Here is a 25,766-nt window from a genome sequence, read left to right on the forward strand (position 1 = left end):
CCGCCCGCCTGACTCACGCCGCGCGGTCGGCCGGTGTCACCTCGATCGCTCCGTCGACCAGTTTCGCCTCGATCACGATGCGCGCTGTCGGTGTGCTGCGACTGCGCAGGACGCACTCGGCTGCCGGTGCGATGAGGTGGGTCCTGACGGTTCTGCGCAACCCGCGGGCACCGTAGATCGGGTCGAACCCACAGTCGCGCAAGAACTCCAGCACGGTTTCGTCGACACGGAGTTCGACGGATTCGCGGGCCAGTCGCGCGGTGAACAACTCCACTTCGCGCCCGGTGACCTGCCGGGCCGTCGAGGTGCTGAAAGGCTCCATGATGACGGTTTCGTCGATCCGGTTGAAGAACTCCGGGTCGAAGAACTCCTCGACCGCGGCGGTTACCTGGGTGGCCGGATCGGTTGGGCCGCGGCCCAATCCCCTCAGTCGGCGCCACCGGGACGACCGCCGGTCTGCGCGCTGGGCCGTGGCGACGGCCCTGGAACCCAAGTTGGACGTCATGAAGACATAACTGTTGCGGAAGCAGATGCGTTCGCGCCCGTTCGCGAGCCTGAGTTGGCCGCTGTCGAGCACGTGCAGCAGTGCACGGATCACCGTGGGGTCCGCTTTCTCGACTTCGTCGAAGAGCACGATGCCCGGCATGTACGGATCGCCTTCGATCTTGTTCTTGTCGAACAGGGTGAAGGATTCTTTGCTTCCCGCGTATCCCGGTGGCGCCCCGGAGAAGGACGCCGCGTAGTGCTCCTGAGCCAAGGCCGCCATGTCGATTCGGCAGAGGTCGTCGGGCCCGGTGCGGATCTCGGCGGCGACCTGGCGGACCAGTTCGGTCTTGCCGATCCCGGTCGGTCCGACGAGCAGCACGCTGGCCAGTGGGCGGCCCGGGTCGGCGATACCGGCATGTGCGATCGACATTGCCCGGGCGACGGCGCTGACGGCGTCCGGTTGACCGAGTATCCGCTGCCCGAGCCGGTCGGCGAAGGCCTCGGGATCGAAGGCGGCGACCGATTTCACGGCGACGTCGTTGGTGCGCCGCGGCGTCGCGTTCTGGTCGTGATACATGTCGGTGAGGTAGGGCACGTCGCTCTCTTACGCCTCGACGGTCCGTTCGACGGGCAGGTTGCCCACGCGGCAGTCCGCCACGCCAACGGTGTCCCGGGTGATCGATTCGACGACTTCCTGTGCCTTCTGCGCGTCGGTCACCCACAGCTTGTAGAACTCGAACGGGCAATCGGCGACACCCTTATCGCCGTCGCCGGCCGCGTGCACGCCGGAGTAGCCGCGGTGCAGCAGTTTGAACAGGTGGTTCTGCGACTGGTCGTTTTGGCGGGCATCGCGGATCGCCGACAGCGACAGCTGCGCGAACTGGATTCCGTACTCTTCCTCGCCGGTTTCGCCCAGGGTGCGGCCGTCGAACCCGACGATCGCCGAGTGCCCGAAGTAGGAGTACACCCCGTCGAAGCCTGCGGCATTGGCCACGGCGACGTAGGTGTTGTTCGCCCAGGCCATCGCCTTGGCCATCAGAACCTGCTGCTCCTTGGCGGGGTACATGTATCCCTGGCAGCGCACGATCAGCTCCGCACCTTTCATGGCGCAGTCCCGCCAGATTTCGGGGTAGTTGCCGTCGTCGCAGATGATCAGCGAGATCTTCATGCCCTTGGGGCCCCGGGACACATAGGTGGTGTCGCCGGGGTACCAGCCCTCGATCGGACACCAGGGCAGGATCTTTCGGTACTTCTGCACGATCTCACCGGTGTCGTCGATGAGGACGAGGGTGTTGTACGGCGGCTTGTTCGGATGATCTTCGTGGCGCTCACCGGTAATCGAGAACACGCCCCAGGTCTTGGCCTTCCGGCATGCCGCCGCGAAGATGTCGGTTTCGTCGCCGGGGATGGACGCCGCGGTGGCATACATCTCCTCGGGGTCGTACATGATGCCCTGAGTCGAGTACTCGGGGAACACCACGAGATCCATGCCCGGCAGGCCGGACTTCATTCCCACCACCATGTCCGCGATCTTGCGGGCGTTGTCGAGTACTTCATCCCTGGTGTGCAACCGGGGCATCTTGTAGTTGACGACGGCTACGCCGACGGTGTCTGGGCTCGACGAAATGTCACCATGACGCATGGTATTTCTCCTTATCGATGTCGAAACCACAAGGGCTCGAATGGAATACGGCGCTCGGATCACAACTGTGGCGATGCCGGCCGCCACCTCCGACACTGGGCACGGTCGCCATCACCTGAAATATTCAGTTGAAATATATTCAGTTGAAATTAAATGCCCGATGTCGCGGTGTCAACCCGAACGTTGTCCACACCATCGGAGGTCAGGGCGCAGTCAGGGTGGTGAGCACATCGAAGTCGTACCCGTCGGCCACAGCCAGGTGCACCGGCTGCACGGTCGCGTCCGCCCGGTAGTGCACGGTGCCCCTCGGACCGTCGTACGAGACTCGATCACTGGTCGCGATGTCGGTCAACTGCCCCGAGCGATGAATGAGCCGGGAGAGCAGTTGCAGACCCTCGTAACAGGATTCGGCGATACCGCTCAGCGGTGGAGCGGTGGGTCCGTGCAAGTCGTAGTAGTGGCCCATCAACTCCATCGCGTTCGCCCCCACCATCGAGGAAAAGAAGGAGGCGGCGACGAACAATCCTCGGGTGCCGTCCGCCCCGCTACCCAGCAACATGCTCTCGTCCATCAACGGGCTGAACCGGAGGAACGAGTCGGCGGCACCGAGTGCGGCGCAGGCACGGTTGAATTCGACCGCATCCTGCCCCACCAGCAGCATCAACACGGCATCACATTCCGACGCCATGGCCGCCCTGACGGCCTCGGACATGTCGGCCCGCCCCAGGTCCACGAACCGGTGTCCGACGAGGTCGAGACCGAGATCGCGGGCATACTCCCGGACCGCGGCTACCGACGATCGCGGCCAGACATAGTCGTCGCCGACGATGAACCAGCGTCGCACCCCGGCGTTGTCGCGCAGCCAGCGCAACGCCGGTGCGATCTGGCGGTCCGGTGTCTCACCGCAGCAATAGATGTCACGGCGCCGTTCGCCGCCCTCGTAGAGGGCGGGGTAGGCATAGGGCACCCGGCCGGCGACCACCGGCGCGAGCGCATTGCGCACCGAGGAGATGTGCCACCCACTGACCGCATGGATGGCTCCCGCCGTGATGAGTTGATCGATCTGTCGGGCGACCAGCTGCGGGTCGGCCCCGCCGTCGACCACTTCGATCTGAACCTCGCGGCCCAGCACTCCACCGTCGACGTTCAGGTCGTGGGCCACCAACTCGCTGACGGCCTCACATGATGGCCCGAAAACGCCGCCCGGGCCCTGCAGGGGCACCACCATGGCCGCCCGCCATACCTCGCCGGCATCACCACTGGCCTGCGAGTTCATGACCATTACGTCCTTTGCCACACCGTCTGTCGATCGGCTATCATCATTTTCAGTTGAAAGTATTGCGCTACAGGGCCCGATGGGCAACACGTAGGAGTGGGGTCATGACGAGCACGTTGCCCGAGCACGGCATGACCACGTCGGTCACGGCCACGCTGCTCCGCGCAACCCGCAGATTGACCGCCCGCCTGGACGCCGAACTTCAGGAATCGGGGCTCGGCGTCGACCACTGGCTGGCGCTCGAGGCCCTGGCCGCCGCTGCCGGACTCACGATGGCAGAACTGCAGGCGCTGACGCTGACCGCCGGGCCGACCTTGACCAGGGTGGTGGACCGGCTGGTCGGCCAGGCACTCGCATACCGGGAAGTCGACCAGTTCGACCGCCGCAAGGTCCGGGTCTTCCTCAGCGAACGCGGCACGTCGCTCCACGATGAACTGCGTCGCCAGATCGAGCCGGTGGAAGCGCAGTGGGCGGCGGCCAATCGCCGACAGCTATCTGATCGACTCGGGTCGCCGCCCCGCAACGCTTAGCGCCTTACGGACGGGTCGTCGAGGCCACGCACGTGCCGGGATCGGCAGTCGGGCAATGCGTTAGGCCCGCGTCAGGCCTCCCGCAACCCCTTCAGTCCCGATTCGAATCCGCCCGCTCCGCCGCGGGCCACCATTGGCAGATTGGGCAATACGCTTGTATTGGACGATTTGCTGTGCTGCTGCTAGGTTGACCAACTGTGAACATGGTGGACATCAGTGTCGTGATTCCCGTTCGCAACGGAGCACCGTTCATCAGCAAACAATTGGACGCCCTGCTCAGTCAGGAGACTGAGGCTTCGTTCGAGGTCATCGTCTCCGACAATGGATCAACCGACGACACAGTAGCAATCGCGCAGCGATACCTGCTGCGCGACCGGCGGGTCCGCATCGCAAACGCCTCCCGGGGCCCCGGCGCCAACGTTGCTCGCAACGTCGGAGTCGCCATCGCCCACGGTCACTTTGTGTTGCTGACCGACGCGGACGATGTGGTACATCCCGGCTGGGTGGAGGCCTACTGGCGGGCCGCGAAAGCCGGCGCCGATACGGTCGGCGGCGGATTGAATCGGGTGCTGGCAGACGGCACCGTCCTCGCCAGGGAGCGCAAGCTGTACTGGTCGCAGGTCGGCGGGAGCCATTACGCGAACGCGACGAACTGCGGCTTCTCGATGGAGGTGTTCCACCAGGTGGGCGGTTTCGACGAGAGCCTGATCGGCACTGCGGACGAGGTGGAGTTCTTCTGCCGCACACACCGCGCTGGTTACCGGATGTGGTTGGTGGCCGACGCTGTGGTCGACAAGCTGCAGCACACTGACTTGTCCACGGCATTCCGTCAGTACTTCAACTTCGGGCGCGGTGAGGCGATTCTTGCGACGAAGTTCCGGCCCCGGCTGGTGGCGCCTGGCATGGTGCCCTTGGCGGCTCAGGCGGCAGTCTGGGTTCTGTTGTGGACTACGGTGGGGCGGCTGCCACGCTTGCGGCGCAAGTCCACCCAGACCTTGGCGTTCAACTTGGGGATGTTGGTCGAGGGACTTCGCTCCCTCGCAAAGTAGTTCCGGATATGCGCAACCCATGGTCTCCGGATTCCGCTCACCTGTTGCAGAGCCCCGCGGCCTTCTCTTCCTTGATGATCTGCCGCAGTGGTTGGCCGAGATGGGCGGCGAAGTCGGCGGTGGCACGCATGTTCCACACGCCCTGCTCGTAGACCATGAACCGGGCACCGTCGACTCCGCGGCCGGTCACGCGGACGACGGCGTCGCCATCGTCTTCCAGGCGCACGCCCGAGACATCGAGGCTCGCACCGGGTTTCTTGCAGGTTCGATAGAACGTCGCGAAGTCGGTCTGCGAAATGCCTTGCCGGACATCCCCTGTCATGTGCTCCCAGACCGAGCCGAAGTCACCGGCGGTGAAGCTGTCGACGATGCCCTGCGCCGCCACGGTGGCCGCCCCGAGCGTGACCGCGGCGCCGCCCTGGGTTTCCTCGGGATAGGCGGCAAGACGGGGCGTTGCCGAACCGGCGAGGCCGTATGAGGTGCCACATGCCGCGCACGCCACCGCCACGACCAACGCTGCGCAGGACGCGAGGACGGGCCGCCCGGACATCAGGCCAGACCCGTCGCCGACCGGCGCCGGCGCGAGATCGCGTCCACGCTCGCCGCGAGGAGCAACACGCCACCGGTCACCAGGAAGTTGATGTAGGACGACTGGTTCAGCAGCCCGAGCCCGTTGGCGATCGTGGCGACCACCACACCGCCGACGACCGCGTCGACGGCGCGGCCCTTGCCGCCGAACAGGCTGGTGCCGCCGATCACCGCCGCACCGACGGCGTACAACAACACGTTCCCGGCGCCCGACGACGCGGATACCTTGCCGCCGTACGACGCGGCGATGATGCCGCTGAGCGCCGCCAGCGATGAGCACACCACGAACACCGACATTCTGATCCGCGCGACGTTGATTCCGGACCGGCGCGCCGCCTCGGCGTTCCCGCCGACCGCATAGATGTGCCGGCCGTAAGAGGTCCGGTTGAGGATCAGACTGAGCGCGATCAACAGCACTCCCACCAGCGGCAGAACGTAAGGGATGCCGCGAATCTCGATGTTCGGGTTCACGCTGCGGTTCAGGTTGAGCACGTACGCCACGCCCAGTGTCACCACGGCCACCCCGGCGATGCGGGCGATCACCACTCCCAGCGGTGCGTGCACCAGACCCAACGCGACCTTGGTGCGGTGCCGGTACAGCTCAAGGCCCGTGAAGCCCGCGACGATCACCAGTGCGAACAGCCATCCCGCGGTGACCGACATGGTGTCGATCGTGATACCGCGGATGACCGGGTCGTCGACCCGGATCGAACCGCCCTCGCCGATGAGTTTCAGTGTCACGCCCTGCAGGCCGAGGAAGAAGGCCAATGTCACTACGAACGACGGGATCCCGAGTTTGGCGCGCAACAGGCCGATCGCCAGGCCGATCGCCGCGCCGCACAGGATGCCCGCGAGCACGCCGGCCCACCAGGGCCAGCCGTCGTTGACGATGGTCAAGCCCATCGCGCATGCCGATACCCCGCCCGCCACGCCCGCGGACAGATCGATGTCGCCGAGCAACAGGACGAACACCAATCCCATTGCCAGGACACAGATCGAGCCCGCCTGGGTGACCAGGTTGGCCAGGTTCAGCGCCGAGGTGAAGCGGGCGTTGGCGATGCTGAACACGATGAACAGCACGATGAGGCCCAGCACTGCCGGCAGGGAGCCCATGTCGCCGCCGCGGACCCGGCGCAGATAGCTGCGCACCGCATCCGGGAACGACTCGTCGGTGCGGGCGTCGGCGGCGAAGTCGGTGTCGGCGAGTTTCGGATTGAGAGTGGTCATTTGGCGGCCCTCACATCGACTGCGCGGCGTCGGCCGGGGTCAGGCCCAGGCTGCCGGACCGACCCGCCGTGATGAGCTCCACCACCTGGCTGTGGCTGACTTCGGCGGCCGGCACTTCCGCGGCGACCCGGCCCAGGTACAGCGCGCATATCCGGTCGGCCACCTCGAACACGTCGTTCATGTTGTGCGAGATGAACACCACGCCCACGCCCTGATCGGCGAGTCTGCGGACCAGGTCGAGCACCTGGCGGGTCTGCGCGACGCCGAGCGCCGCGGTGGGCTCGTCGAGAAGTACCACCTTGGCGTTCCACAGCACGGACTTGGCGATCGCCACGGTCTGCCGCTGACCGCCGGACAGACTGGACACCGCCTGGCGCACCGACTTCACCGTGCGCACCGACAGCGACGAAAGGGCCTCGCGGGCCAGGGATTCCATCTTTGCTTCGTCGAGGGCGCCCCGCCGGATGAGCTCACGGCCGAGGAACATGTTCGACACGATGTCGAGGTTGTCGCACAACGCCAGGTCTTGGTACACGACCTCGACCCCGAGTGCCGACACCTCGTTGGGCCCGTGCACGGTCACCGGATTGCCCTCGAACACATAGGTTCCGGTGTCGACGGGGTAGATCCCGGCGATCGCTTTCACGAGGGTCGACTTGCCCGCGCCGTTGTCACCGACCAGCGCGGTGACCTCACCGGGATACACCTGGAAGTCCACGTCGTGCAGCACGTGTACGACGCCGAAACTCTTGTTGACGCCGCGCAGTTCGAGGATGGGCGCGTTGGTGGCGGTCACCATCGCCCTAGAGTCCCGCGGCGCTGCACGCGGCGGCGAACTGCCCGGTGCAGACATCGGCCTTGGTTTGGCCGCCGTCGTCGAACACCACCTTGACGGTGTCTTTGGTGACCGACTTCGGGGTCAACAGCACCGAGGGCACGTCACGGTTGCCCTTGTCATCCCGGGATGTGCTGTTGGTCTTGGGTTGTTGGCCTTTGGTCAGCGCGATGGCGGCCTCGGCGAGGGCTCCGGCCTCTTCCTTCGCGGACTTGTAGACGGACATGCACTGGGTGCCCGCGAGGATGTTCTGCAGACCCTCGACCGTGGCATCCTGCCCGGTGACCGGCACCTGCCCGGCACGACCGTTCTTCTCCAGGATCGAGATCACCGATCCGGCGAGCCCGTCGTTGGCCGCGTACACGCCGTCGACCTTGCCGTCGGCGGCGGTGTACATCTGCTCGAAGATGGTGACCGCCTTGTCGTTGTCCCAATCCGGCACGGCCTGCTCGGCGACCACCTTGATCGTCGGCGTCTTGTCGACCACCGAGTGCGCACCGGCGGTGAACAACGTCGCGTTGTTGTCGGTGGGTGATCCGTTCAGGAACAGCACATTCGACGGCTTGCCCGCGAGGCAGTCGACCAACCCCTGGCCTTGGAGCTCCCCCACCTTGGTGTTGTCGAAGGAGACGTAGGCATCGGCCGACCCGCCCAGCGTCAGCCGGTCGTAGTCGATCGTCTTGACACCCTGACTCGCCGCCTTCTGCTGGATCGACGCGCCGCTGTCGGAGTCGAGGTTGACCAGCGCGAGCACCGTCACGCCGTCGGCGATCATGCCGTCGGCGATGGTCGCCATGTTGTCGGCGGATCCCTCGGCGTTCTGGATGGAGTACGCCACGCCGGCGGCCTTGAAGGCGGCCTCCAACGCCGGGCGGTCTTTGGACTCCCACCGGACCGAGGACTTGGTGTCGGGCAGGATGACGCCGATCTTCTGCGCCTTGGCACCGCCACCACTGCCGCCGGCGTCGCCGCCGCCGTTACCGCCGCACGCGGTGAGCGTCAGGCCCGCGCCGACGACGACGGCGAACATCAGACCGCTGATTCGCTGCATGCAACCGCCTCTCATCACATCCACCGATCCCTCGGCCTTTTGTTGTTCCGGACAACTTATAGCGTGACGTGCGTCACGTCCAGCGCGTCGGTGCCGCGATGGTCAGCGAGCGCCCATCAGGTGTTCGATGGCCAGCTGGTTCAACCGGACGAAACCGAAACCCTTGGCGCCGAAATAGGAGTCGGCGTCGAACCGCTCGTACGCCGACGTGTCCGCGAGCAACTCCCGATACGTCTCGCCGGCAGCCAAGGTGGTTCGGCGCAATTCGTCGACCCGGGCGGCACGGCGTGCCTCGGCCACTTCCGGGTCGGCCCGGAAGGCCGCAGCGCGCTGCTTGAGTAGCAGGTACATCCGCATGTTGGCGGCGGCCGACTCCCACACCCCGGCGCTGTCCTCGGTGCGGCTGGGCTTGTAGTCGAAATGCCGGGGCCCGGTGTAACTCGGCCCACCGTCCACCCCGCCGTTCTCCAACAGGTCGACCAGTGAGAACGCGTTGGCCAGATCGCCGTGGCCGAACACCAGATCCTGGTCGAACTTGATCCCGCGCTGACCGTTGAGGTCGATGTGAAACAGCTTGCCGGAGTAGAGCGCCTGGCTGATGCCGTGGGTGAAGTTCAGTCCGGCCATCTGCTCGTGGCCCGTCTCGGGGTTGACGCCGACCATTTCCGGATGGGCGAGGGTCTCGATGAAAGCCAGCGCATGCCCGACGGTGGGCAGCAGAATGTCCCCGCGCGGCTCGTTGGGTTTCGGTTCGATCGCGAACCGCAGCGGGTGTTTCTGGTCGATGACATACTCGCACAACAGGTCCAGTGCTTCGCGATAGCGTTCGAAGGCGGCTCGGACGTCCTTGGCACTGTCGTACTCACTACCCTCGCGACCGCCCCACATGACGAACGTCTCGGCACCGAGCTCGGCGGCGAGGTCGATGTTGCGCAGCACCTTGCGCAGCGCGAACCGCCGGACGTCGCGATCATTGCTGGTGAATCCGCCATCCTTGAACACCGGGTGGGTGAACAGATTGGTGGTGACCATGGGCACAACCAGGCCGTTGGCCTGCAATGCCGATGTCAACCGGGCGATGGCCCGACGGCGTTCGTCGTCGCTGCTGCCAAACGGGAACAGGTCGTCGTCGTGAAAGGTGAGCCCGTAGGCGCCGAGCTCGGCGAGCCGCTCCACGGCCTCGACCACGTCCAGCGCGGGCCGGGTGGCCACACCGAAAGGGTCGTTGGCGACCCAGCCGACGGTCCACAGGCCGAACGAGAACTTGTCGGAGGGCTTGGGCGTGAGGTCGACGGTGGCGGCCCTGGTGGATTCGAGGATGGACATCACATACTCCCGATGCTGGATTTGTTTCTCGGCCGAACATAAGATGTGGCGTAGGCCACTGTCAAGGGAGGATCTCGCGAATGGGGATCGGCACCAACACCGACGATGTCCGGCGCCGCAATCTGTCCGCGGTCCTGACACTGGTGCACCGCGCCGGCGCGCTGACCAGGTCCGAGGTGACCCGGCGGACGGGGTTGTCCCGGTCGACGGTCAAGGACTTGGTCGAGGAACTCGCCGACGCCGGCCTGGTCGAGGAATCACTGGCAGCGTCGCCCAGCCAGGTCGGCAGGCCCAGCCCGATGGTGCGGCCGAAGACCGCAACGCTGGCGATCGCCGTCAACCCCGACACCGTCGGGGTGACCGTCGGCGTGGTGGCCTTGGGCGGGGCGGTGCTCGATGTCAGAAGGTATCCGACCAAGGGTGTGCCCAGCGCCCGCCAGACCGTCGCCATCACCGCCAAAGCAGTCGCCAGGATCGAACGCACGCTGGACCGCAGCCAGCGGGTGACCGCGATCGGGGTGGCCGTGCCCGGTCTGGTGCATGCCCCCGGTTCGGTGGTGCGGCTGGCGCCGAACCTGGACTGGCATGACGAGGCGCTGGGTCAGATGCTTACCGCGGCAACAGGATTACCCGTCTTCGCAGCGAACGACGCCAACCTGGGGGCAATCGCCGAACACATCTTCGGCGGGCATCCCGATGCCCGGCACATGATCTACGTCAACGGCGGCGCCAGCGGTATCGGGGCCGGCTTCGTCGTGGCCGGCGAACTGCTGGAAGGCGCGGCGGGCTACGCCGGCGAGCTGGGCCACACCTACGTCGGCGGGGCCGGACCGTGCCATTGCGGACGAATTGGCTGCCTGGAGACCGAGGTCAGTGAGTCGAGCACGAAAACCCTTGCCCACCAAGCGCAGTACCTCGGCATCGCACTCGGTAACGCCATCAATCTGCTGAACCCCAACCTCATCGTGCTCGGTGGATTCCTGGGCGCCTTCCCGACCCAGGCCGCGGCCGCGCTGGACACCGCGGTGGCCCGGCATTCCATGCGGGTACCCAACGAACAGGTGCGCATCGTGTCAGGCACCCTCGGTGCCGAAACCCTGATGATCGGCGCCGCCGAGGCCGCGTTCGCGTCGTTGCTCGCCGATCCCGCCGGGCACTATCGCCGGACGCTCGACGACGCCATCGGCTGAGGGGTGGCGGGCGCGCAGCGATCACGCACTGAACCACCAGCGGTGCTCACACGATCAGGTCAGGCCGAGTTTCTCGGCCAGGTCGAGGACGGCTTGTGCCCGGGCCCGGGTGGGGCCGACGCTGCCGTCGTACGGTCCGGCGGGCGCGTCCAGGTCGGCGAGCGTACGACGCGCCTGGTCGATGTCCAGCGGCGACGGACTGAGCAGCCGGTTGATCGTCTCTGCGTGATCAAGGTCCAGACACAGTCGCCCGGTCATACCGGTAGCTTTGGCCATCGCGGTCTCCCGAGCGAGGTGGCGGGTCTGATCACGCAACGTGGGGCCGTCGATCGGTGCGGGCAGTCCCGCAGCCCGACTGGCGATCACCAGCCGTGCACGCGCGTAGGCCAGCACCGTCGGCTCCTCGCTCATCCCGGTGTCGCGGCGAAAGTCGCCGACACCGAACGCAATTCGAGAACATCCCTGGGCCCGCGCGATGTCGGAGACAGACTCGATGCCCAGTGCCGATTCCACCAGCGCCACCAGCGGTGTGCCGGCAGGCAGCCGCGCGGCGGTCGCGGCGATATCGTCACCGGATTCGGCCTTGGCCAGCATGACGCCGGACAACCCACGGGCATCGGCCAGGGCATCGAGATCGGCCGACCAGTCGGGCGTGCTCACACTGTTGATCCGCACCCACCCCTGTGCCCCGTTGTTGAGCCATTCGACCACCGATAGGCGACCGGCGGGTTTCTGGGTAGCAGGCAGCCCATCCTCGATGTCCAGAACGACCACGTCGGCACTGCTGGCGGCAGCGGCGTCGTACGCGTCGCCACCGTCCGGGATCCCCGGCTGCAACAGCCACGCCCGAGCCAAGGACCAGTGCGGCCTGCGGACTCGTCCCGTTACCTGTGGTGAAACTGTCACGTGTAGGTCCTCTCGCTCGGCGGCGTCGCACCCATCGTCCAAGCCCCGCGGCGTGGGTACCAGATTGCGCACATAAAGTTCACGACGCGTTCGCGCACGGCCGCTCCATGTCCGTTTCTCGATGGATACGTCCTGCAGCGCTGCCTCGACGCGGTTGACCAGGCGTTGCTGCATGGTTGCGAGCCAGGGGTCTATCGGTGGCGACTCGATCCGGCGACGAGCGGGGCGGCCCGACTACTCGGGCAACACCACCAGGGTGGACACTATGACGTGGCTCTTTCTGCAACAGTGTTCAAAGTCGAACTTAGCGTCTCCGATGTCGATCACGGTTACTACGCCGATCACTCGCTGACCGTCGCCCGTCATCCCAGTGAGACCGACGAGCGGATGGTGGTGCGGTTGTTGGCCTTTGGGCTGCGCGCACACCGGCTCAGCGACGTCGACGGCGAGTTGGCGTTCGGGGCCGGCCTGTCCACCCCCGGCGTACCGGACCTGCGGCTCGCGGACTACACGGGCCGGATCCTGGAGTGGATCAACGTCGGCCAGCCCGATGAACGCGCCCTGGGCAAGGCAGCCAGCCAGGCCGAACAGGTGCTGTTGTACCCGTTCGCCGCCGGCGTGGCCACCTGGTGGCGCACCATCGGCCCCAAAGTGGCGGGGCTGCCGAACCTGTCTGTGGCGCAGATACCGCACGAGCCGGTGCAGCAGCTGGCCCAGACTGTCGATCGACGGGTCTCGGCGCAGGTGATGGTGATGGAAGGTCAGGTGACGATGACCGTGGGCAGTGTCGACGTCACCTTCACGCCCGAGCCATTGGAGTGAACGTCTGAGCCGAGGTGCTGGTCGATGGCGTTAGCGCCGGCGTTCCCTGCCGATCCCACTGGAAGAAGTCTCGTCGCGGCTTCTTCACCGCCGGGATCCACGAGCAGCGGCAGATCCGTGCGCAGTCCGAGCTCAGGCTTTTGCAGGTACCGCCTTCCTACCAGGGTGAATAAGCACCGCGTGGGACAGAACCGTCGTCCGGGTAATTCTGCATTTAATATTATTGCGGCAATAACTTTCTATTGCTAATTCTCAATATCAAATAACGATTACCGAAAAGGTGATATTGCTGTCGAAACGTGTTCAAAATGTGCCGGGAATTTGGCGGGGTGAGAGTTATGTTTTATCCGCTCTACCGCGGCGCGGCATTTCGGCCACGTCGTTACCTTCACCCTTTGGAGATAACTATGCGATCGAATTCCGCCACGCTGCGTCGGGTCGGCGTCGTCACTCCGGTGGCGCTTGCCGCCGCACTTTGTTTCGCGGGTACGGCGAATGCAGCCGTCAGCGTGAACTGGAGTTGTAAGGGCACCATTTTCGGCATCGGCCAGACATCGAGCATGACCACCTCGGTTACCGGGACCGCGCCGGGCTCGGTCACCGCGGGCTCACCGGTAGCCATTACCCTCACCCCGGGTTCATCGACCGTCCCGTCAACGGCCTCCGGTTTCACCGTCACCAGCATCAGCAACCTGAAGATGCTCATCCCGGTCCCGGCGAACTCGACGTACGTCTCCACCAGCACATCCGGCGGAACGGTCTCCGGCTCGGCGGCGCTCGTGGGCAGCAACGTCGTACTCACCGTTCCCGGCCCCATCTCCGGTGGCTCGAGCTTCACCCCGCCTGCCGTCACCGTCAACGTGACGGCCACCGCTCCCGGCTCGATCACCAGCAAGTACGCCGGCACCAGCTACACAGACCCCGGCATGACCATGACCACTACGGTGGCGGCGGTCGGCAACGTCGCCACCTCGTGCTACCCGAATCCCTCTCCGACGCTCACCACCACGACTGTCACCTAACTCCGCCGGTCGCGGTGAATGACCCTCGACTGGGCTTGGCGAACGGCGCAGTCGAGGGTCATTCCTGTTTTCGGTCGTCATTTCGTAATCGACCTTTCGGCGCGACGCCTATTGGAACACGCACAAGAACCCGTCACGAATATAGGAATAACAACGCGGCCGATTCCGTGCATACTTCCGGCAAGCCGCTGAATTGGCTGGTGCTGGACGCCGAGTCTCGAAGACCGCAGTTCAAACGGCGATCCGGCGTCCAGTTTGGAGGTCGCCCCTCACTTCGTGCGCGCATCGACCGGCATCGCCGAGATTTTGGCGCACTCGGTACGGCTTTGCCCTACCGGCAGCCACATCGAACGGCGCGGCGGTCGAGACGATCTACCGCCCAGCCGCACACCGGCGCGTGTTCGCTATACCTGTACGTGTGCGCCAAGACGCGCGCAGCGGGTACTCACCGCGAACCGTCGATGCGCACCGACTGGTCAGGTGATGTAACTTCGCCGGGGCGCACCGCTTTGCCGGCGAGCGGCATCCCCGACGCCCCACTTGTGCGCGTCAGTGGTGGTTGCCGAATTGCAGATATCGGACCGGTCCAGTTCGCCGCCAAGACGAATCGTTCCGCTGGCCGGCCGGACTCGTGCCGTCCTACCCGTGTGGCTGAATCTATCTGGGCCACAGCGAGAGTTGCGCTCTGGAACCGATTTGCATTGCCGGCGAAGACGGCGGCAACGGTCGTCGGCAACCTTCCCACTGAAACCCTCGACAATCACGCAGGAGATCGCTCGTCCGCCGGTATGATCAGGTCTGCCACAAAGGAATACAGACTCGACCAGTCGGCAAAGGCCGCCTGACCCCATGTTCACCGAATAGGGCCAAGCCCAGGTGTGGGAGGTCTTTTCGTTCAATGACAACAGAACTCGCTCGTTCGGCCGTGGTCCTGAAGAGAACACTGGAATCTCTCCATGGAACGGTCGATGACTTGGCGCGTGAATTGGTGAGGGTGCTAGGCATCAATCAGACAGATCGGCGTGCCCTGGAGCTCATTCTTCTTGCGGGCGAGGACGTTATGACGCCGGGACTCCTGGCCGACGGGCTCGGTCTGACTGCCGCCGGCACCACGATTGTTCTCAATCGGCTGGAGAAGCTCGGATACGTCAGTCGATCGCTGCATCCGACCGATCGACGCCGAGTGATCGTGTTGGCCACGGATCTCGCTGCGCGCCGTCTGTCCGAGCTCGTCGCTCCGGTGCTGGACCAGGGCCGACAGATGTTGTTGAACCACTACACCGCGGCGGAGATCGCCCTGATCGTCGGATTCCTCACCCGTGCGGACGAAATACAGCAAGCTCATCTGAACCGGATGCGCGACTTGGACCCCTACCGCCACTAGACAGGACTCCGGTGTAGCCACCCGGAGCTGTGCCTGGCGGCCATTCGAGATCGCAGACGACAGTGGGCCCCGCTCAGGAGCGGGGTCCACCGGTCTTGAAAAGGACGTGGCTAGGCGGCGGCGCCGGAGGCAGCACTTCCGGATGCGCCGCTACCCGAACCGGTTGCGCCACTTCCGCTCCCGGAGGCCTCGGTGCCGGCCGCGGCACTTCCGCTGTCGGAGCCGGAGCTCTGCGACCCCGTGGATCCGGCGCCTGTGCTGCCCGAGCCCGTCCCGCCGTCGGTCGATCCGCTCGGCTTGGTGGGCGCCCCCGTCTTGCCGGGTTCAGCCTTGTTGCCACTGGTCATGTCGGTGCCGCCGTTCGGCGTGGTGGTGCTGGAAGGGGTCCCCGGTTCCGGCTTCGGCTCCGGCTTCGATTCGGGCTTTGATTCCGTTGCACTGGAGGGTTTTTCGGGCTCAGTCGCGGTCGGTTCCGTCGCGGCGGGCACGGTCGCGGTCGGTTCCGTCGACCTGGGTTCCGTCGGGCTGGCCTCCGGCGACTTGGGCTCCGTCGCTGACGTCTTTGCTGCATCAGCCGTCGCCGGCTTCTCGGTACCGAGGGTGACGGTCGCAAGCGACGAGGCCGTCGACGGTAGGGCGGATGGTCCGGTATCGGCAACCTTCGCCGCCAGCGGCGGGGCCGGTGCGAGCGCTTGGGCAATCGTGTTGAGGCCCTGGATCACCTGGGCGATCAATCCACCCGGGCTGAGGAGACCAGGGGCTCCGGTGAGGGCAAACCCGTTGAGCACCGCGTTCACGATCGCTCCCGGGGTGGCGACGAGCGCACCCGCCGCGCCCATCAGGTCCCCGACTTTCAGGGCGTCGAGGACGGCCTGCGCTTGAAATGAGGTTGCCTGAATGGTGCCGTTGACGGTGGCGATGGCTCCGAAACCCACGCCGAGCAGAACTCCCGGGACCGCGGCGACGACGTTCGCGAAGTTCTGCGCCATGGTGACGGGGATTTGCAGCAGCTCGAGCAGCGGACCAACCGGCCCGAGTATGAATCCGAGCCCGGCATTGAACAGCGTCGTCGTGCCCTCGTAGATCTCGCCTGCCAGAATCTGACTCAGGCCGTTCTTGACCCCGGCCGGAAAGCCATTCGGATTATCCAATCTCAACTGGTCGACAAGATTCACCACAGAGGTTTGCAGTGCCGTGAAAGTCTGCCGGCCGTAGCCCAGCCCGTTGAGCAACAGCTGATGCAGGATCGGCACGGGGTTGTCCAGATAGCTTTGCACGAGCGTTCCGCCGTTGGCCAACGCGTCTTGGATGATCTTCGACCACTGCTCAATTGGGTTCACCGCTGCCGTCAGCGCAACCTCGGTAGAAGACACTGCTCGCGCTTGTAGCTCGGCGATGGCGGGCATCGGTTGGGCGATCGGGGCAAACGCAATCGCCCCGACACTCGCCACCGCAATACCCATGTTGAGACGTGACCGAACGGCAATCTCCATGCCATCTCTCCTTAATCGACGAGGTCGTGACACCGGAAAGCTATCCGAGCGGAAGCCAGGCTTCGGTATGAATGTATTGTTCCGTTTCGGCGTCCCGACTGCCGCAATCGACACTGAACCGCATTTTCGCACTTCAACCCGCATGTGAGTCTTCCATTGGCAAACTCTCACTTAAATGCGCTTAATCAAATGCGCAACGACCTCGAAGAAGTTCTGGCACAGGTTCTATTCGTGCTTTTTAATTGCCAGACTGCGAATTGGCGGAGCTATTCGCTGCAAATCGCATTAACAGCCCCTCAGTCGTAGTTAGCTGAGTCGGCTGAGAACTGACGGTCTCTCACCTCACCGTTCAGGGCGGTCCCGCCAGGCACCGGCAACGGTTCGAACGGCCCGCCTGCCGGCGCGCGGTTGGGCACCGTCATCCCCAGCTACTGTTTACCGAATCTGCCTGTGATACCACCGAATTCAGCAGGGATGCGTCGCCTCCGCGCCGATCGGGCCACCTCCGATTCGGAGTTCGTCACGAAGGTGACGATCACGGAGGGCAGTCTGCCGACCTGCGGCTACGTAGCAGCTTCGCCCGGCGTCCTTTGGCTGAATTCAGCGTTACGTCAATGGGGTTCACACCACTTGTGATCCGCCGGCTGCAGTCGCCCAGTGCTGCCATTTGCGGACGTGACAGCTGATCCAGATAGTGCGTGCGCACCACCCGCGCGTAAGTGACCAGCGCAGGCCGGATTCGCGCCATACCGTCGTGGGTGATGATCGCGACGACACCGCGTCGATCTCGATTGCTGGCGCTGCGCTGCACCAGCCCTTGTGACTCCAACCGCCGAATCTGTTGGCTCACCCGACTCGGGGTCAACATCAGTGCCTGGGCCAGATCGCCAACCCGCGCGGAACCGGAGCCAGACCCGGCCAGTATCTGCAATAGCAGCACGTCGAAGAGCGTGAGTTTGTGCGCGTCCAGCAACTTCCGATTCAGCAGTATGTAGAGCCGCATCGCCGCATCGAGATAGTGTTCCCAACTACACTGCTCGGTCTCATCGAGCGCGGGAAGACGATTTGGTGGAATCTCCGAACACGCACCCCCCATACGCGGTCATGCTAGGCGCCCCCGATCATCGGTCGGCCCGAAATCTGGAAAAGTGATACCAGCGGATGTCAGCCATCGGTGACCGAATACATGGCCGCCCGTAGCCCGCCAAGCCGTCAGCGGCTCCCCAGTTGGCTGGATGCAATTGTGGGCGTCAACGACGTCGCCGGGCTCGGACGCGCCAGGTTCGATGGCTTTCAGCAGAGCGACGGCCTGTTACTTCTGGGACGGCATGCGGGTTCTTTCTAACTGGCGTGGCGTAGTCGTTGCGCAGGAATTGATTGAGATGCGCGATAGCTAAGGGCTGACTGGACTTGCAAGAGCCGTAGTGTCCGTCGCCTCTGGCAGGCGTGACAAATCGGCAGAACCTGACCGTCCGCGCATTTCGTTGGCTCGGCGGCATCCGACTGTGCCACCGCTGACCAAGAATACGGGCCGATTTGCCCCACTCGTACCAGATGGGTGGCCTACCGCGCCGACTCCGACATCGGCCCGGCCTGGCGGGGAGCGCCGGCCAGGGCATGGGCTGTTGTGGTGATCTGATGGGTATAGGTCGGGCCGTTGAGAGCGTGCGCGGCGTGCATCATCTGCTCGGTGAACGTCGCGGTGGCATCGTTGATCAGGGTGACGTGATAGCCGAGTTCCATGGCCGCTCGGGCGGTGGCCTCTACGCAAGTGTTGGCCAACAGCCCGGTCGCCACGACTCGGTTGATTCCGCGTTGGCGCAGCTGGAAATCCAGGTCGGTGTTGGCGAATCCGTTTTGTGCCCAATGCTCTTGGGCGATTACCTCGTTATCGCGCGGGGTCAGGTCGGGATGCCACTGCCCACCCCAGCTTCCCCGAGCGAAGGCCCGCACGGTGCGCATCAGGTTCTGCGTCGGGTTCGGATACGCCCAGTCGTCGTAGTCGCCGGGCTCCCAACGTCGATGCGGAACGTACACGACTGGGGCACCGGCGGATCTGGCCGCTTCTATCAGCGCCGCGAGATTGCTCACGAGTTTCACCTGTTGCGCAATCTGGCTGATGCGTGGCCACAGCTTGCCTTCGTCTGCGAGCCAGTCGTTGTAAGGATCCACGATCAGCAGCGCGGTGCGCGCGGGGTCGTCGTGCAAAACGGACATCGAGACTCCTTGGGGTGGTTCCGACAACCACCCGAATGCGGACACCCGGAAAGGTGCGTGTAATGCCGAAGGTGAGACCCATGTCTGACATGTTGTGCCCGGTTGCACGTTCGGTTCCCGAGATCGGAGATCGCTGGACCCTGCTGATTTTGCGTGAACTCACATTGGGCACAACCCGTTTCGATGATCTCCAGCGCCTCAGCGGCGCCACTGCCCAACTGTTGACGGCACGACTGAAGCAGCTACAGACAGACGGCATCGTTGACCGTCGCGCCTACAGTGAACGGCCCCGTCGCTTCGCCTACGTCCTCACCGAGAAAGGCCGCGACTTCTTACCAGTCCTGCTGGCCCTGCGTGCGTGGGGCGAAACCTGGTGCAAGGATGCCGATGAGCCCGTCGCGATCCACCTCAGCCACACCGAATGCGGCGCCGAACTCGCCCTAGACGGCACCTGCCCCGCCTGTGCTCGGATCGTTCCCTCTCCGCAGATCGTTTCAGAACTCGACCCGCAGTTCGCCGCCGAGCGCGGACTTCGCCTTAACTGATCTTTCGACTCGACAGGTACCAGCACTCCCTCACCACGCAGACGCGCGCTTGGATGCGTTGTGCGCGTTAACGTTGACGGTATGCGGCACGCCGTCTACGTGCCTCCATTCGGGCCGCTGGCCGATCCGCACATCCTCGTCGAGATCGGCACAGCGACCGAGCAACACGGGTGGGCTGGATTCTTCCCCTGCGGCCACGTCCTGAGCCCCATCGACGGGAATGTTGACGGGCTTGACTTCTTCCGGCGAGCCCGGCGGCCACGCCCCGTTGAATAATCTGCGTGTCGGCAGTGTGTTTGTGATCGCCGTTGAGCTTCTCGACGGCCTCGGGAGTGAAGTGTCGAGGTACTCGTACAGAACGCTCGGTGGCCAATTGCTCGACCCACTGGGCCGTGACCAGCTCGACCTGGTTGACGTCGGGCTAGGACTCTCGCCGGTGGATCGCCTCGTTCTGCAACGACCCGCCGTCGCGGGTTGTTACGGCGTTGCATTCTCGATGAACGTGACGTCAAAGCCGTTGGGCCAGAAGATACTGAGGACGCAGTCTTCGTCGCCGACGCAGGTGTCGCCGTGTACGGCGTCGCCCTTTTGAAACCATGTGCATCCGGGTGTGAGCACTTCGTATTCGTCCTGGTCGTGGAGATAGTGCCGGAACTTGCCGGAGACGACGACAGCGTAGTAGTCGTGTCCATGAATGTGAGGTGGAGCGGTGATGCCGGCGGAGTACTTCATCAGGAATGCGGTGGGCCCCTTGGTTTCAAGGTCGCCGTACATCAGTGAGACGAAGATTCCCTTGCCGTTCTCGTCGAGCGGGCCGACGGGTTGCCAGCAGACAGCACTCACCATCGAACGTGACGGGATTCAGGAGGCGACATGGCGCAACCGTGGCAGTCGTCGTTATTTGACGACGCCGAGAACACCACCGCCGCGTCGGTCGACCCATCGGCGTTCGACCGCGCCACCGTCCACGCCCTTGACGAGCACTCCTGGATCACACACGTCCCGGCGTTGGTCCCTGGCCACACCCACCTGCTCAACCAACTTGCCGTACTCGACATTTGGGAACAACGCAGTCGCTGGATGTACAACCGGATGGTCAAGGAACCGCGACTGACCGCCGAGTACGTCGACGTGCAACTCGTACCGCCGACGATCGGCCGGATCATCGCCGTCCTAGGCACACAATACGACGTGCTCTACAACCGGGTCTGGATGAACTGGTACCGCGATCACCGCGACGGCACCGGATGACATGCCGATCGACCGGCCAATAAGGCGCCGACTGCGACCATCCCCGTGCTGAGTCTCGGCGCACCCCGGCGTTTCCTCCTTCGGCCCGGCTCCGGGGGCCCCAGCACGGCCTTCACGCCGGCCGGCGGCGATGTCATCGTCATGCACGGACGCTGCCAACGCGACTGGCAACACTGCGTCCCCAAACAGAACACCCCTGCGGGACCACGCATGAGCCTCAACTTCTCCGCAGTGCTCAGCGCCTGAGACAAGCGGCTCGACGCGGTTACGCGCGTTCTGCAATCGACAGCAATTGAGGCCGCCAGGTCCAGACAGCCGAGGATTCTCACTTTCGTGTCCACTACTTCGCAGACGCCGATTCGACTGCACGCCGCCCCTGGCACACCCACCGAGACCCACAGTCACCGTTTAGTCACGTGACGCGCAGTGATGACTAAGCCTCTCCGTGGAGGCGGTATGTGCAAGCCACGTCACGGTCTTCGTGGGTGTCATGGCCGCTGACCGTTCTCGTCGGTGTTCTCGGTCGGTCCGGTTGCTGGGCGGCGTTGGTGGCCGAGTAGTTCCCGGACGGAGATGCGGGAGCCATACGGCTGCAGCATCTGGCTGGCCGGTCGGGTACGCACGTTGAGGGGCCACCAGAACCAGCGACCGAGGAGGGTGGCGATGGACGGTGTCATGAACGACCGCACGATCAGCGTGTCGAAGAGCAAGCCCAGGCCGATGGTGGTGCCGAGCTGTCCGAGCATGACCAGGTCGCTGACGATGAAAGAGGACATGGTGGCCGCGAACACCAGGCCCGCCGCGGTGACGACACCGCCGGTACCCGCCATCGCGCGGATGTTGCCGGTCTTGAGGCCGGCAGGCAGTTCCTCCTTGAATCGGGAGATCAGCAGCAGGTTGTAGTCGGCCCCCACCGCCAAGAGCAGCATGACGGCCAGTGGCACGATGACCCAGTACAGCTGGATACCAGCGATGTACTGCCACACCAGGATTGACAGACCGATCGACGCTCCCAGGGACAGTGCGACGGTGCCGACGATGACCAGCGCGGCGATCAGACTTCTGGTGATGAAGACCATGATCAGCAAAATGAGGCTGATCCCGGCCAGCGCGGCGATCATCAGGTCGTACGTCGCGCCCTCCTGAATGTCCTTATAAGTGGCCGCGGTTCCGGCGATGTAGATCTTGGCGTCGGCCAACGGGGTGGCCTTGAGGGCGTCGAATGCCGCGTTCCGCAGCGGGTCGATGTGCGAGATTCCCTCCAGTGCCGCGGGTTTGCCTTCGTGTGTGATGGTCATGCGCAGGGCGTGGCCGTCCGGGGACATGAACAGTTTGAGGCCGCGCTGGAAGTCGGGATTGTCGAACGCTTCAGGGGGCAGGTAGAAGGAGTCGTCGTTCTTGGCGTCGTCGAAGGCCTTGCCGAGTGCGGTCGCAGTCTTGAGCGCCTCCGCGGATTGGGTGTCGGTGCCGGCCGAAGTGGCATAGTTCGAGCGGAGCAGGTCGCGGTTGGCTTCCTGAATGGCGAGCTGCGGTGGGATGAGGGCGGCCAGCTGGGGTTGCAGGGCGTTGAGTTTGTCCAAGCTCGCCGTGATCGTCGCGAACTTGTCGCTGAGTTCGCTGATGCCGTCGATGGAGTCGAACACCGATCTGATCGCTGCGCACGATGGGATGTCGAAGCAGTGTGGCTCCCAGTAGAAGTAGTTGCGCAACGGCCGGAAGAAGTCGTCGAAGTTGGCGATGTTGTCGCGGACTTGGTTGATGGTGTCGACGGTGTCGTGGAATGCCTTGGTCTGCTCGTCGGTGGCAGCGGCGCTGGCCTGCTGCAGCGCGAGCTGTTGTTGCAGGATGTCGATCGACTTGGAGGTCTGGTCGACCTGTTTGATGATGTCTTGGGCTCTGGCCTGCTGGTAGCTGAGGTTCATGATGGTGTTCGCGCTGCTCGCGCTGATCTGAAAAGGGATCGAGCTGTGGGTGATTGGTGTGCCCAGGGGCCGGGTAATCGACTGCACCATGGCTATGCCGGGGGTGTGGAGAACGGCCTTGGCCACCCGTTCGAGGACGATCATGTCCGCGGGGTTGCGCATGTCGTGATCGGATTCGATCATCAGCAACTCGGGGTTGAGTCGTGCCTCGGAGAAGTGGCGTTCGGCGGCGGTGTATCCGACGGCCGCAGGTGAGGTGGCGGGCACGTAGGGGCGGGCATCGAAATCAGTCTTGTACCCAGGGAGCGCGAGGAGGCCGATGAGGGCCAGTGCGATCGACGCAACGAGGACGGGAACGGGCCATCGGACGATGACGGTGCCGATGCGCCGCCAGCCGTGGGTGCGTGTCGCGTGCTTGGGTTCGAGTAGCCCGAAGCGGCTGGCCATCACCAGCATCGCGGGGCCCAGGGTGAGCGCGGCCGCCAGGGCCACCAGCACGCCTAGGGCGGCGGGCAGGCCGAGGCTCTGGAAGTAGGGCAGTCGGGTGAAGCTCAGGCAGGCCACTGCCCCGGCGATGGTCAGCCCCGATCCGACGATGACGTGGACGACGCCTCGGAACATGGTGTAATACGCGGCTTCTCGATCCTCGCCGGCGGAGCGGGCTTCCTGATAGCGCCCGACGACGAAGATCACGTAGTCCGCACCGGCGGCGATCGCCAGCAGGGTCAGCAGGTTCGTCGTGTAGGTGGACAGGCTGATGAACCCGGAGTTGGCGAGGGCGGCGACGACTCCGCGGGCCGCGGACAGTTCGACCATCACCGTCATCAGCATCAGCATCATGGTGACGAACGAGCGGTAGACCACCAGCAGCATCACCGCGATGACCGCGAACGTGACCCCGGTGATCAGGACGTTCTCCGAACCGCCGATCTCGAAGGTGTCGGTGGTCAGCGGTGCCGCACCGGTGACGTAGGCCTTCACCCCGGGCGGTGGCGGAGAGTCGGCGACGATCTTGCGGATGGCGTCGACCGATTCGTTGGAGGTGGACTCACCCTGGTTCCCCACCAGGTACAGCTGCACCAGCGCGGCCTTGCCGTCCTTGCTTTGGGAGCCGGCCGCGGTCAAGGGATCACCCCAGAAATCCTGGACGTGCTCGACGTGGGGGTCGGCAGCCAGCTTCTTGACCAGGGTGGCGTAAAACTGATGCGCGTCGGCGCCCAGGGGTTGATCGCCTTCCAACACGATCATTGCGTTGCTGTCGGAATCGAACTCGCCGAAGACCTTGCCGATGTGCTTCATCGCCTTCAGCGACGGTGAGTCCGGCGAGCTCTGTGCCACGGTGTGTCTCGCGCCGACGATCTCCAATGTGGGGACCAGGACGTTGGTCAGAGCGGCGACGGCGACCCAGAAGATGGCGATGGGGATGGCGAATCGACGGATGTTGCGCGCGACCCTCGAACGCCGGACCGGGTCCTCGACGCGGTGCTCGTTCACGCGGACTTGTCCAGGCAGGAGATGTAGCCGTTCACGTTGGTGGTGGACCTTTCGTCCTTGACGATGCCGTTGACGGTGATGCGGCAGGTGAGAGCGTCGGCGTCGCCTTGCGCACGGAGGTCGGCGAAGAGGGTGGGGTCAGTGGTCGTCAGCAGCTGCGACCAGGGCAGGGTCGCGTCGTCGACGCGCTGGGGTTGGGCGTGCTCGTCCAGGTAGTTGATCGTCGCCACCGCCCCAGGACTGCCGAAGACCTCGAAGAGGACCTGCTTGGGGTTGTACTTGCTGTTCTCGATCGAGTCCGCGCGCGGCCAGGACACCACGTCGTTGGAGCCGAAGACGCCGCGTAACCGGTCCACACCGAAGCCCGCCAGCGCCACGACGACCACCATCACGATCACCGTCCAGCGTCGCCTGACCACGCTTCCGATCGAAAAGCCCTTCACTGCCGCGCCTTTCGGTTGGGGGGAAAACGGGAGTCTGCCGATGCCCGCTCACGGCTGAGCCGACCGCGACCACGTGAACACCCGTCGAGGCAGAGCTGGGCGAGGGTGGGTCGCCCGCGCCGCGACGACGAGGTTGAAGCGTCGGAAGGTCCAGTACGCATTCGAGCGCTGCTCCTGATTTGTTGGTTGGACAACTAACCTAACATCTCACCGGGCTCACGCGCGCAGCGCCGTGATTCGGGCAGAACGCCGGCCCGGCTGGGCGAGATGGTGACCGACCGTTCGAGAGCAGCCAGTTGGTCTTCGCGGTCTGAAGCCGATGGGCGGTCGTTCTTGAGCGCTATGCTTTAGTCAGTCAACCAACTCATGATGGCGGTGAACATGGTCGGGACGCGCAGAGCGCAGGGAGCCGAGAAACGTAAGCGGCTGGTCGAGGGTGCTCGCCGGATGATCTACCACCAAGGCGTGGAGCGTACAACGTTGGCCGACGTCGCCACTGAGGCCAACGTGGCCGTCGGGAACATCTTCTATTACTTCAAGACTAAAGACGAGCTGGTCGACGCGATCGTCGAAGGTTATTCCGAGGAACGTGACGAGCTGCTCGCACGTCTAGATCGGCGACGGACGCCGCGCGCGCGGCTGAAGGCTCTCGTTGACGAGCTCGACGCCGCCCGCGACTCCATCTCGCAGTACGGGTGCCCGATCGGAACGCTGGCCTCCGAGCTGGACAAGCGCTTTGGGATTGAAGCGTCCTCCCGCAGCCGTGAGCTGCTGGGTGTGGTAGTCGACTGGGCGGAGCGGCAATTCCGCGAGATGGGACGATCCGACGCACGCGATCTGGCGGTCACGTTGATCGCCGCCTACCAGGGCACCGCCGTGCTCACCCACTCGCTGCGCGACCCCGCCCTGATGCACCGCCAAAGCCAGCGGCTGCTGCGGTGGATCGACGATGTGGCCGATCCCGCGGTCGAGGCATCACTCCTCCATGAATAGTCAGCTCCGATACAGCTGCTCTACCAGCCAACCCGAAAGCTGCCGACAAGAGCATGACTTTGCCGGTGCAATGT

At 64.6% G+C, this 25,766-nt stretch carries 26 protein-coding genes; 10 read left to right on the forward strand and 16 right to left on the reverse strand.

The features are described 5' to 3' along the window. Positions 1-13 precede the first annotated feature (13 nt). From ACXPWS_RS31455 to ACXPWS_RS31465, 3 genes are all read right to left on the reverse strand, one after another. Positions 14-1,081 (reverse strand): AAA family ATPase, encoded by a 1,068-nt coding sequence (locus ACXPWS_RS31455; protein ID WP_458710402.1) that lies wholly within the window; start codon positions 1,079-1,081, stop codon positions 14-16. A gap of 9 nt (positions 1,082-1,090) precedes the next feature. After that, positions 1,091-2,128, reverse strand: a complete 1,038-nt coding sequence (locus ACXPWS_RS31460; protein ID WP_267317326.1) for an aliphatic amidase — start codon at positions 2,126-2,128, stop codon at positions 1,091-1,093. A gap of 202 nt (positions 2,129-2,330) precedes the next feature. Next, the gene (locus ACXPWS_RS31465; protein ID WP_458710403.1) at positions 2,331-3,404 is read right to left on the reverse strand and encodes a substrate-binding domain-containing protein; all 1,074 of its coding nucleotides are present in this window, start codon (positions 3,402-3,404) and stop codon (positions 2,331-2,333) included. A gap of 104 nt (positions 3,405-3,508) precedes the next feature. On the opposite strand from ACXPWS_RS31465, the gene ACXPWS_RS31470 reads away from it, so the two are divergent. Both ACXPWS_RS31470 and ACXPWS_RS31475 read left to right on the forward strand, forming a co-directional pair. After that, positions 3,509-3,934, forward strand: coding sequence for a MarR family winged helix-turn-helix transcriptional regulator (locus ACXPWS_RS31470; RefSeq protein ID WP_458710404.1), 426 nt, complete (start codon positions 3,509-3,511; stop codon positions 3,932-3,934). A 203-nt stretch (positions 3,935-4,137) separates the two neighbouring features. Further along, positions 4,138-4,983: a glycosyltransferase gene (locus tag ACXPWS_RS31475; protein ID WP_458713769.1), complete on the forward strand. Its 846-nt coding sequence runs from the start codon at positions 4,138-4,140 to the stop codon at positions 4,981-4,983. Positions 4,984-5,020: 37 nt separating this feature from the next. On the opposite strand, the gene ACXPWS_RS31480 is transcribed toward ACXPWS_RS31475, so the two are convergent. The 5 genes from ACXPWS_RS31480 to xylA form a co-directional block, all read right to left on the reverse strand. After that, positions 5,021-5,491, reverse strand: coding sequence for a hypothetical protein (locus ACXPWS_RS31480; RefSeq protein ID WP_458710405.1), 471 nt, complete (start codon positions 5,489-5,491; stop codon positions 5,021-5,023). A 41-nt stretch (positions 5,492-5,532) separates the two neighbouring features. Beyond that, positions 5,533-6,798, reverse strand: a complete 1,266-nt coding sequence (locus ACXPWS_RS31485; protein ID WP_458710406.1) for a sugar ABC transporter permease — start codon at positions 6,796-6,798, stop codon at positions 5,533-5,535. A 10-nt stretch (positions 6,799-6,808) separates the two neighbouring features. Further along, positions 6,809-7,597: an ATP-binding cassette domain-containing protein gene (locus ACXPWS_RS31490; RefSeq protein WP_458710407.1), complete on the reverse strand. Its 789-nt coding sequence runs from the start codon at positions 7,595-7,597 to the stop codon at positions 6,809-6,811. 4 nt (positions 7,598-7,601) lie between these two features. Further along, positions 7,602-8,684, reverse strand: coding sequence for a sugar ABC transporter substrate-binding protein (locus ACXPWS_RS31495; RefSeq protein WP_458710408.1), 1,083 nt, complete (start codon positions 8,682-8,684; stop codon positions 7,602-7,604). Between the two features lie 102 nt (positions 8,685-8,786). Next, positions 8,787-10,010: a xylose isomerase gene (gene xylA / locus ACXPWS_RS31500; protein WP_458710409.1), complete on the reverse strand. Its 1,224-nt coding sequence runs from the start codon at positions 10,008-10,010 to the stop codon at positions 8,787-8,789. A gap of 80 nt (positions 10,011-10,090) precedes the next feature. Between xylA and ACXPWS_RS31505 the strand changes: the two genes are divergently transcribed. After that, positions 10,091-11,200, forward strand: a complete 1,110-nt coding sequence (locus tag ACXPWS_RS31505) for an ROK family transcriptional regulator (protein ID WP_458710410.1) — start codon at positions 10,091-10,093, stop codon at positions 11,198-11,200. Between the two features lie 54 nt (positions 11,201-11,254). Here the strand turns inward: ACXPWS_RS31505 and ACXPWS_RS31510 are convergent, their stop codons facing one another. Beyond that, entirely contained in the window at positions 11,255-12,106 is an 852-nt protein-coding gene (locus ACXPWS_RS31510; protein WP_458710411.1) for an HpcH/HpaI aldolase/citrate lyase family protein, read from the reverse strand. A gap of 270 nt (positions 12,107-12,376) precedes the next feature. Between ACXPWS_RS31510 and ACXPWS_RS31515 the strand changes: the two genes are divergently transcribed. Beyond that, a complete protein-coding gene (locus ACXPWS_RS31515) occupies positions 12,377-12,928 on the forward strand; it encodes a YaeQ family protein (RefSeq protein ID WP_458710412.1) in 552 nt (183 codons plus the stop codon). Between the two features lie 388 nt (positions 12,929-13,316). Here ACXPWS_RS31515 and ACXPWS_RS31520 read toward each other — a convergent pair whose 3' ends face one another. Next, positions 13,317-13,718 carry a hypothetical protein gene (locus tag ACXPWS_RS31520; protein ID WP_458710413.1) on the reverse strand — a complete coding sequence of 134 codons (402 nt, stop codon included), beginning with the start codon at positions 13,716-13,718 and terminating at the stop codon, positions 13,317-13,319. On the opposite strand from ACXPWS_RS31520, the gene ACXPWS_RS31525 reads away from it, so the two are divergent. After that, a complete protein-coding gene (locus ACXPWS_RS31525) occupies positions 13,708-13,950 on the forward strand; it encodes a hypothetical protein (RefSeq protein ID WP_458710414.1) in 243 nt (80 codons plus the stop codon). The two genes, ACXPWS_RS31520 and ACXPWS_RS31525, sit on opposite strands and share 11 nt — an antisense overlap. Positions 13,951-14,848: 898 nt before the next feature. After that, a complete protein-coding gene (locus ACXPWS_RS31530) occupies positions 14,849-15,334 on the forward strand; it encodes a MarR family winged helix-turn-helix transcriptional regulator (RefSeq protein WP_458710415.1) in 486 nt (161 codons plus the stop codon). Positions 15,335-15,444: 110 nt separating this feature from the next. Here ACXPWS_RS31530 and ACXPWS_RS31535 read toward each other — a convergent pair whose 3' ends face one another. From ACXPWS_RS31535 to ACXPWS_RS31545, 3 genes are all read right to left on the reverse strand, one after another. Then, positions 15,445-16,827 carry a hypothetical protein gene (locus tag ACXPWS_RS31535; protein WP_458710416.1) on the reverse strand — a complete coding sequence of 461 codons (1,383 nt, stop codon included), beginning with the start codon at positions 16,825-16,827 and terminating at the stop codon, positions 15,445-15,447. Positions 16,828-17,362: 535 nt separating this feature from the next. Beyond that, a complete protein-coding gene (locus ACXPWS_RS31540; RefSeq protein WP_458710417.1) occupies positions 17,363-17,923 on the reverse strand; it encodes a MarR family winged helix-turn-helix transcriptional regulator in 561 nt (186 codons plus the stop codon). Between the two features lie 467 nt (positions 17,924-18,390). Next, positions 18,391-19,044 carry a cysteine hydrolase family protein gene (locus ACXPWS_RS31545; RefSeq protein WP_458710418.1) on the reverse strand — a complete coding sequence of 218 codons (654 nt, stop codon included), beginning with the start codon at positions 19,042-19,044 and terminating at the stop codon, positions 18,391-18,393. A gap of 80 nt (positions 19,045-19,124) precedes the next feature. Between ACXPWS_RS31545 and ACXPWS_RS31550 the strand changes: the two genes are divergently transcribed. Continuing rightward, complete coding sequence (locus ACXPWS_RS31550; RefSeq protein WP_458710419.1) at positions 19,125-19,589, forward strand: winged helix-turn-helix transcriptional regulator; 465 nt, start codon at positions 19,125-19,127, stop codon at positions 19,587-19,589. A gap of 477 nt (positions 19,590-20,066) precedes the next feature. Here the strand turns inward: ACXPWS_RS31550 and ACXPWS_RS31555 are convergent, their stop codons facing one another. Continuing rightward, the gene (locus ACXPWS_RS31555) at positions 20,067-20,435 is read right to left on the reverse strand and encodes a DUF4437 domain-containing protein (RefSeq protein WP_458710420.1); all 369 of its coding nucleotides are present in this window, start codon (positions 20,433-20,435) and stop codon (positions 20,067-20,069) included. 27 nt (positions 20,436-20,462) lie between these two features. Between ACXPWS_RS31555 and ACXPWS_RS31560 the strand changes: the two genes are divergently transcribed. Further along, positions 20,463-20,840, forward strand: a complete 378-nt coding sequence (locus ACXPWS_RS31560) for a hypothetical protein (RefSeq protein WP_458710421.1) — start codon at positions 20,463-20,465, stop codon at positions 20,838-20,840. A 45-nt stretch (positions 20,841-20,885) separates the two neighbouring features. After that, positions 20,886-21,086 (forward strand): alpha-ketoglutarate-dependent dioxygenase AlkB, encoded by a 201-nt coding sequence (locus ACXPWS_RS31565; RefSeq protein WP_458710422.1) that lies wholly within the window; start codon positions 20,886-20,888, stop codon positions 21,084-21,086. A gap of 242 nt (positions 21,087-21,328) precedes the next feature. Here ACXPWS_RS31565 and ACXPWS_RS31570 read toward each other — a convergent pair whose 3' ends face one another. Next, the gene (locus tag ACXPWS_RS31570) at positions 21,329-24,256 is read right to left on the reverse strand and encodes an MMPL/RND family transporter (RefSeq protein ID WP_458710423.1); all 2,928 of its coding nucleotides are present in this window, start codon (positions 24,254-24,256) and stop codon (positions 21,329-21,331) included. Further along, the gene (locus ACXPWS_RS31575) at positions 24,253-24,645 is read right to left on the reverse strand and encodes an MmpS family transport accessory protein (protein ID WP_458713770.1); all 393 of its coding nucleotides are present in this window, start codon (positions 24,643-24,645) and stop codon (positions 24,253-24,255) included. The genes ACXPWS_RS31570 and ACXPWS_RS31575 overlap by 4 nt, the downstream gene beginning before the upstream one ends. A gap of 423 nt (positions 24,646-25,068) precedes the next feature. Here ACXPWS_RS31575 and ACXPWS_RS31580 point away from each other — a divergent pair, with 423 nt between their 5' ends. Continuing rightward, positions 25,069-25,692, forward strand: a complete 624-nt coding sequence (locus ACXPWS_RS31580; RefSeq protein WP_458710424.1) for a TetR/AcrR family transcriptional regulator — start codon at positions 25,069-25,071, stop codon at positions 25,690-25,692. Positions 25,693-25,766 lie beyond the last annotated feature (74 nt).

It is taken from the genome of Mycobacterium sp. BMJ-28 (genome assembly GCF_054404835.1).

Excerpts from the sequence above, each read along its gene's own strand:
- ACXPWS_RS31460 (WP_267317326.1), bottom strand. The coding sequence starts at position 2,128 with ATGCGTCATGGTGACATTTCGTCGAGCCCAGACACCGTCGGCGTAGCC.
- ACXPWS_RS31465 (WP_458710403.1), bottom strand. The coding sequence starts at position 3,404 with ATGAACTCGCAGGCCAGTGGTGATGCCGGCGAGGTATGGCGGGCGGCC.
- ACXPWS_RS31470 (WP_458710404.1), top strand. The coding sequence starts at position 3,509 with ATGACGAGCACGTTGCCCGAGCACGGCATGACCACGTCGGTCACGGCC.
- ACXPWS_RS31475 (WP_458713769.1), top strand. The coding sequence starts at position 4,138 with ATGGTGGACATCAGTGTCGTGATTCCCGTTCGCAACGGAGCACCGTTC.
- ACXPWS_RS31485 (WP_458710406.1), bottom strand. The coding sequence starts at position 6,798 with ATGACCACTCTCAATCCGAAACTCGCCGACACCGACTTCGCCGCCGAC.
- ACXPWS_RS31490 (WP_458710407.1), bottom strand. The coding sequence starts at position 7,597 with ATGGTGACCGCCACCAACGCGCCCATCCTCGAACTGCGCGGCGTCAAC.
- ACXPWS_RS31495 (WP_458710408.1), bottom strand. The coding sequence starts at position 8,684 with ATGCAGCGAATCAGCGGTCTGATGTTCGCCGTCGTCGTCGGCGCGGGC.
- xylA (WP_458710409.1), bottom strand. The coding sequence starts at position 10,010 with ATGTCCATCCTCGAATCCACCAGGGCCGCCACCGTCGACCTCACGCCC.
- ACXPWS_RS31505 (WP_458710410.1), top strand. The coding sequence starts at position 10,091 with ATGGGGATCGGCACCAACACCGACGATGTCCGGCGCCGCAATCTGTCC.
- ACXPWS_RS31530 (WP_458710415.1), top strand. The coding sequence starts at position 14,849 with ATGACAACAGAACTCGCTCGTTCGGCCGTGGTCCTGAAGAGAACACTG.
- ACXPWS_RS31535 (WP_458710416.1), bottom strand. The coding sequence starts at position 16,827 with ATGGAGATTGCCGTTCGGTCACGTCTCAACATGGGTATTGCGGTGGCG.
- ACXPWS_RS31540 (WP_458710417.1), bottom strand. The coding sequence starts at position 17,923 with ATGGGGGGTGCGTGTTCGGAGATTCCACCAAATCGTCTTCCCGCGCTC.
- ACXPWS_RS31545 (WP_458710418.1), bottom strand. The coding sequence starts at position 19,044 with ATGTCCGTTTTGCACGACGACCCCGCGCGCACCGCGCTGCTGATCGTG.
- ACXPWS_RS31550 (WP_458710419.1), top strand. The coding sequence starts at position 19,125 with ATGTCTGACATGTTGTGCCCGGTTGCACGTTCGGTTCCCGAGATCGGA.
- ACXPWS_RS31555 (WP_458710420.1), bottom strand. The coding sequence starts at position 20,435 with ATGGTGAGTGCTGTCTGCTGGCAACCCGTCGGCCCGCTCGACGAGAAC.
- ACXPWS_RS31560 (WP_458710421.1), top strand. The coding sequence starts at position 20,463 with ATGGCGCAACCGTGGCAGTCGTCGTTATTTGACGACGCCGAGAACACC.
- ACXPWS_RS31575 (WP_458713770.1), bottom strand. The coding sequence starts at position 24,645 with ATGGTGGTCGTCGTGGCGCTGGCGGGCTTCGGTGTGGACCGGTTACGC.
- ACXPWS_RS31580 (WP_458710424.1), top strand. The coding sequence starts at position 25,069 with ATGGCGGTGAACATGGTCGGGACGCGCAGAGCGCAGGGAGCCGAGAAA.